The 6,807-nt window shown below is 30.7% G+C and carries 4 protein-coding genes; 1 reads left to right on the top strand and 3 read right to left on the bottom strand.

What is annotated here, in order from left to right:
• The first annotated feature begins 364 nt into the window (after positions 1-364).
• Complete coding sequence (locus QM495_RS06920; RefSeq protein ID WP_408671381.1) at positions 365-2,899, top strand: ATP-dependent Clp protease ATP-binding subunit; 2,535 nt, start codon at positions 365-367, stop codon at positions 2,897-2,899.
• A 51-nt stretch (positions 2,900-2,950) separates the two neighbouring features.
• On the opposite strand, the gene QM495_RS06915 is transcribed toward QM495_RS06920, so the two are convergent.
• From QM495_RS06915 to QM495_RS06905, 3 genes are all read right to left on the bottom strand, one after another.
• Positions 2,951-3,901 (bottom strand): glycosyltransferase, encoded by a 951-nt coding sequence (locus QM495_RS06915; RefSeq protein ID WP_408671380.1) that lies wholly within the window; start codon positions 3,899-3,901, stop codon positions 2,951-2,953.
• A 109-nt stretch (positions 3,902-4,010) separates the two neighbouring features.
• The gene (locus tag QM495_RS06910; protein ID WP_408671379.1) at positions 4,011-5,729 is read right to left on the bottom strand and encodes an acyl-CoA dehydrogenase family protein; all 1,719 of its coding nucleotides are present in this window, start codon (positions 5,727-5,729) and stop codon (positions 4,011-4,013) included.
• Positions 5,730-5,784: 55 nt separating this feature from the next.
• Entirely contained in the window at positions 5,785-6,804 is a 1,020-nt protein-coding gene (locus QM495_RS06905; RefSeq protein WP_408671378.1) for an electron transfer flavoprotein subunit alpha/FixB family protein, read from the bottom strand.
• Positions 6,805-6,807 lie beyond the last annotated feature (3 nt).

The raw sequence follows: 6,807 nt of genomic DNA, 5'->3' as shown, positions 1-6,807 counted from the left end.
ACATCTGGTAATGCTCTTGAAACAATTACTGACATTGAATAATCAATGTAAGCAGATTTCATTTCATCTTCAATATTAATTGGTATCAGTTTTTCTCCGTCAGCCATATATTTTTAAATTTATTTTAGTCTCGTAATTTAACAAAGCAATATACAATTTTTCACTTTTTTACAAGTTATTTCTTTAGTTGTTTTTGTATTATTTATCAACAATAAATCATACGAAATAAACATTTTAACATCTTGATTATCAGTAAGTTTTAATAATACATAGCGACTATTTTACTAGATTTTAAAAAAGTGGTGTTGTTTTTGTACATAAAAAAGAAAAAAATCAGTTAATTTTACAATATAAACACAAAAGTATGGACGATAATTTTTCACCAAAAGTTAAAGATGTAATTGCTTACAGTAAAGAAGAAGCCCTTCGTTTAGGGCACGATTTTATTGGTACAGAACATCTAATGCTAGGATTATTAAGAAAGGGAGCTGGGAAAGCAATTGAGATTTTAAATTCATTAGATATTAACCTTGATCATTTACGAAGAAAAATTGAAGTTTTAAGCCCTGCTAATCCTTCGGTAGGTTTCGAAAATGATAAGAAAAGTTTGCATTTAACAAGACAATCTGAAAAAGCCTTAAAAACAACATTTTTAGAAGCTAAACTATATCAAAGTGAATCCGTAAATACTGCACATTTATTACTATGTATATTAAGAAATGAAAATGATCCTACCACCAAGTTATTGCACAATTTTGGCGCAAGTTATGATGATGTGAAAACGGTATTTAAACAAACCTATTTAAACGAAAATATGGATTTACCAAAAGCAGAAAATACTTCAGATGATAATTTTGATTCACCAAAATCAAATCCATTTGAACAGCCAAAAGGAGCTAAGCCTACAGAGAAGAAGTCTAAAACACCTGTTTTAGATAATTTTGGGCGTGATTTAACGCGTTTGGCAGAAGAAGGTAAATTAGATCCTGTAGTAGGAAGAAAAAAAGAAATAGAACGTGTTTCTCAAATTTTAAGTCGTAGAAAAAAGAACAATCCAATGTTAATTGGTGAACCTGGAGTTGGAAAATCTGCAATTGCAGAAGGTTTAGCGTTACGTATCATTGAACGTAAAGTATCTAGAATTTTATTTAATAAACGCATTATTTCGTTAGACTTAGCAAGTCTAGTTGCTGGGACAAAGTATCGTGGTCAGTTCGAAGAACGCATGAAGGCTTTAATGAATGAATTAGAAAAAAATGAAGATATCATTTTATTTATCGATGAAATTCATACCATTGTTGGGGCTGGTGGCGCAACAGGTTCATTAGACGCTTCAAATATGTTAAAACCTGCATTGGCAAGAGGTGAAATCCAATGTATTGGAGCTACAACTTTAGATGAATTCCGTACTAATATTGAAAAGGATGGTGCTTTAGAACGTAGATTTCAAAAAATTATAGTTGAACCAACATCAGTTGATGAAACTATTCAAATTTTACAAAATATAAAAGATAAATACGAGGAACACCATAATGTAGATTATACAGATAAAGCAATAATTGCCTGCGTAAAATTAACAAATAGGTATATGACCGATCGTTTTTTACCAGATAAAGCAATTGATGCTTTAGATGAGGCTGGTTCTCGTATTCACATTACAAATATTGTGGTTCCTAAAGAGGTTTTAAGTTTAGAAGCTCAGTTAGAAAAAATTAAGGAAGATAAATCTGCGGCAGTAAACGGTCAAAAATACGAAGAAGCAGCTAGGTTAAGAGATGATGAAAAAAGAATTGAAGGACAATTATTAGCCGAACAATTACGATGGGAAGAAGCCTCTAAATTAAATCGCGAAATTGTTACAGAAGATAATGTTGCTGAAGTAGTTTCTATGATGACAGGTATTCCCGTAAATAGAGTTGCTGAAGCCGAAACTGAAAGACTACATGATTTACCGAATCTTATCAAAGGTAAAGTTATAGGTCAAGATGAGGCTGTTTCTAAAGTGGTAAAAGCTATTCAGAGAAATAGAGTTGGACTTAAAGATCCAAACAAGCCCATTGGTTCATTTATATTTTTAGGCCAAACTGGAGTTGGTAAAACACAATTAGCTAAAGTTTTAGCGACAGAATTGTTTGATAATGAAGATGCATTGGTTAGAATTGATATGAGTGAATATATGGAGAAATTTGCTATATCTCGTTTAATTGGTGCTCCTCCTGGTTATGTTGGTTATGAAGAAGGTGGACAACTTACAGAAAAAATTAGACGTAAACCTTATGCTGTTGTATTATTAGATGAAATTGAAAAAGCACATCCAGATGTATTTAATATGCTACTTCAAATATTAGATGATGGCTACATAACTGATAGTTTAGGTAGACGAATTGACTTTAGAAACACCATAATTATTATGACTTCTAATATTGGTTCTCGTCAACTAAAAGACTTTGGTGCTGGAGTTGGATTTGGAACAGCTTCGAAAGAAGCACAAGCCGATGCTAATGCCAAAAGCATAATAGAGAATGCATTAAAAAAATCGTTTGCGCCAGAATTTTTAAATAGAATTGATGATGTGGTTGTATTTAATGCTTTAGAAAGGAAAGATATCCATTCTATTATAGATATTGAGCTTGAAAAATTGATTTTAAGAATTGAAGATTTAGGTTATAAACTTACTTTAACTAATGAAGCTAAAGATTATATTGCAGATAAAGGTTTTGATAAGCAATATGGTGCAAGACCATTAAAACGTGCAATTCAAAAATATATTGAGGATGCTTTAGCAGAAGAAATTGTAAATTCTAAATTGAATGAAGGTGATACTATTTTTATGGATTTAGATAAAGAATCAAAAGAATTAACAATAAAAATTACGAAAGGAACTGATAAAGTTGAGTAGTTTAAATTTTAAATAATTGAAGAAGGTTAAAACGAAAGTTTTAGCCTTTTTTTATGTCGTAAATATTCCTTTTAAAAAGCCCAATCCATATCCAAAAAATTGAGTTAGTGTTGTGAAAATAGTAGTAAATGCAACAGCAATATTTTTATTTTTAATAAACGAATCAATAAAAATTAGCAGAAAATAAATTCCATAAGCATACATAAATAAAGTAAATCCTAAACTTAAAGCAACTAGAGAAATAACTAAACCTAAAACAAATAAGCTCGGAAACCAATACGTGATTTTCGCTGTTTTAGGGTATTTTTTATTTAAAAATGGTCTACCTTTTCCAAAAGCGAAAGTTTGATGATAGAATTGTTGAAATGTTGCTCTTCGTTTATGATATACAAATGCGTTTTCTATAAATTGTGTTTCGAATTTATGTTCCCATAATCTAAAAGTTAAATCAATATCTTCACCTATTTTCATATCGCTAAAACCATTTGTAATCTCAAACGCTTTTTTTGAAATTCCCAAATTAAAACTTCTAGGCTGAAACTTATCTACAGCTTTCTTACTCCCTCTTATTCCTCCTGTGGTTAAAAAGGAAGTCATGCTATAATTTATTGCTTTTTGTATTACCGTAAAAGATTCATGTGCAGCATCAGCACCTCCAAAGGCATCAGTATATTTTAAACGTAACGCATTTTTAACTTCAATTAAATAATTTGGTGGGATGATACAATCTGAATCAAAAATTATGAAGTAATTTCCTGTTGCTTTTTGCATTCCATAATTTCTACTTGCTCCTGCTCCACTATTTTCTTTAAAAAAATAGTTAACATTTAATTCTTTAGAATATTTTGAAGCAATTTTATCAGATTTCAATTCTGATCCATCTTCAATTATTACAACTTCAAAATTATTTGTATAAGTTTGTTTCGTTAAACTATGTAATAACTCTTCAATTTCTTGAGGTCGATTATAAACTGGTATAATTATGGAAAATTGTAACTCCAACAGTAGATTTTTTTTCAAAGTCAAAGTTAAGTTATTTTATGGAATTAAAAAGAAAGACCTACTTTGTATTTAACAAAATAGGTCTATAAAATTTAAATAATATTTCTGCTTAAACTTCGGCTATTTCTATTTTGTATAAATTAAGATCTTCAACATCAAAATTAGTTATATAATCAAATTTTTCTCTGTTTTCAGACTTTGCTAAATTTGCGTACAATTTAGCAGATTTAGTAAAGCTTTCGTCGCGCTGGCTATTTAACACTAATAAATATCCCATAATTATATTACCAGCCATTTCCACTAATCTTCTTGTATGAAAATCTAATAATTCGGTATTGCCTGTATCAATAATTTTTTGACTAATAAAATCATAATCAGCTGTCATTTCTTGAAGCTTTTCTTTTAAAACTATGTTTTCTTCAGAAACTTCATTTTCATACTTCTTAATTTGTTCTAAAAAAACACCTGTAGTAACTCCTTTAATTGCTGCTACTGCTTGTAATTGAGTAGTACCTTCGTAGATTGATGTAATTCTGGCATCTCTATAAATTCTTTCAATTGGGAAATCTTTCATAAATCCAGTTCCACCATGAATTTGTAAAGAATCGTAAGCAATTGTATTACAAGCTTCACTTGCTGTTAATTTAATTAGAGGCGTAAAAACATTTGACAATTTAGCATAAGCTTTCATTTCTAATCTTTCTTCTTTCTCTAATTTTCGTTCTTTCATAGCTTCTTCATAAGCTTTGGAAAGATCTACAAAACTTGTTGTTTCATACAATAAAGACCGAAGTGCATCTATCCTTACTTTCATATTCGTAATCATCTCGTACACTGCAGGGAAATTAACAATAACCTTCCCGAATTGCGCTCTTTCTTTAGCGTATTTTAAAGCTTCTCTATATGCTGCATCTGCAATACCAACTGATTGAGCTCCAACGCCTAAACGAGCAGAATTCATTAGTGCCATTACATATTTAATCAACCCAAATCGCTCTTTACCAACTAATTCTGCTGGTGCATTTTTAAATACTAGTTCACAAGTTGGAGACCCTTTAATTCCTAATTTTTTTTCTAAATGACGAACTTCAACCGCGTGATTATTTCTATCATAAATAAACATCGATAAACCCCTCGCATCTGTTGTGTTTTCTTCAGATCTTGCTAAAACCAATGATATATCTGCATCTCCATTTGTGATAAAGCGCTTTACACCATTCAGAATCCATATTTTTTTATCTTCATCATAAGTAGCTTTTAACTTTACAGATTGTAAATCTGAACCGGCATCTGGTTCAGTTAAAACCATTGCAGCCGTTACTCCATCTTTATTAAATCTAGGTAAATATTTATCTTTTTGCTCTTCAGAACCAAACTCATAAATAGTTTCAGCACAATCTTGAAGCCCCCAAATATTAGCAAATCCTGCATCAGCTCTAGCAACCATTTCGGCAGCCATTACATAAGGTAATAATGGAAAATTTAATCCTCCATATTTTCTTGGTAAAGACATCCCTATTAAACCTGCATCATACAATGCATTATAATCTGCAGTAGTTCCTTTCGCATAAACTACTTCGTTATTTTCAATATGAGGCCCTTCAATATCTACAGATTCAGCATTTTCAGCAATTGTCTCTCCACAAATTTCACCAACTATATCTAATATTTTTTCGTAAGAATCAATTGCATCTTCATGATTTAAAGGTGCGTAATCATACTCTTCAGATTCAACAAAACCACGTTCTTTTAATTTAACAACTTTCTGAACAATTGGGTGTTGCAAATAAAATTTAAAATTGGGAGTATCTTTGAAAAAATTATCCATTATATACTTTTTTATGTATTGAGTTTATTTCAAACTCTATATTTTTAATTACTTTTTATTTAGCGTTTTCTTTATAAAACTTAATCATTTTAGGAACTACAACTCCCAAATCTCCATGAATTACATAATCAGCTAATTTATTTATTGGAGCATCAGGATCATTATTAATTGAAATAATCATTGATGCTTCTTGCATACCAGCAGTATGCTGAATTGCTCCTGAAATACCTGCTGCTATGTACAATTTTGGACGAACTGTTGTGCCCGTTTGACCAATTTGACGATCGTGATCAATAAAACCAGCATCAACTGCGGCTCTTGAACCACCAACTTCACCACCTAATAATTCTGCTAACTCCTCTAAATGTTGAAAATTTTCCTTTGATCCAACACCATAACCACCAGCCACAATAATTGGTGCATCTTTTAAATTTACTCCAGATTCCTGAATATGACGATCAATAATTTTCACTACAAAATCTTCATCCTTAACAGTTGATTCAACATCTATTTTGATAACTTCAGTTGTATAATTTTCGTCAAATATTTCTTTTTTCATGACACCTTCTCTAACGGTTGCCATTTGAGGATGCATATCCCAATTAATAATATTTGCCATAATACTACCTCCAAAAGCCGGACGAATAGCATACAACAAATTTTTATATTCTTTTTTTTCCTTTTTAACAAAATGATCTCCAATATCTAAAATTGTACAATCTGCAGTTAAACCACAATTTAATACTGATGCCAATCTTGGCACTAAATCTCTCCCTACTGAAGTTGCTCCAAACAATACAATTTGAGGATCTTCTTGTTTCAATACTTTAGTTGCTAAAGCTGCATGAGGTAAAGTTCTATATGGCTCTAATCTAGAATCATCACCAACAAACAACTTATCTACACCAAAAGGTGATATTTGATTTTTTATTTCTGACAAATCTTTTCCAAACACCATTGCCTCCAATGGAGATCCCAATTTTTCAGCTAATCTTTTTCCTGCGGATAGTAATTCCTGACTTATATCTGCTACTTTTCCATTTTCAACTTCACAATAGACTAATACACTTTTCATTTT

This window comes from Lutibacter sp. (assembly GCF_046055765.1).
In the GTDB taxonomy this organism is placed as follows: domain Bacteria; phylum Bacteroidota; class Bacteroidia; order Flavobacteriales; family Flavobacteriaceae; genus Lutibacter.
This window is presented reverse-complemented; position numbering and strand designations above follow the sequence as displayed.

Coding starts and splice junctions, on each gene's coding strand:
- QM495_RS06920 (WP_408671381.1), top strand. CDS start 365: ATGGACGATAATTTTTCACCAAAAGTTAAAGATGTAATTGCTTACAGT.
- QM495_RS06910 (WP_408671379.1), bottom strand. CDS start 5,729: ATGGATAATTTTTTCAAAGATACTCCCAATTTTAAATTTTATTTGCAA.
- QM495_RS06905 (WP_408671378.1), bottom strand. CDS start 6,804: ATGAAAAGTGTATTAGTCTATTGTGAAGTTGAAAATGGAAAAGTAGCA.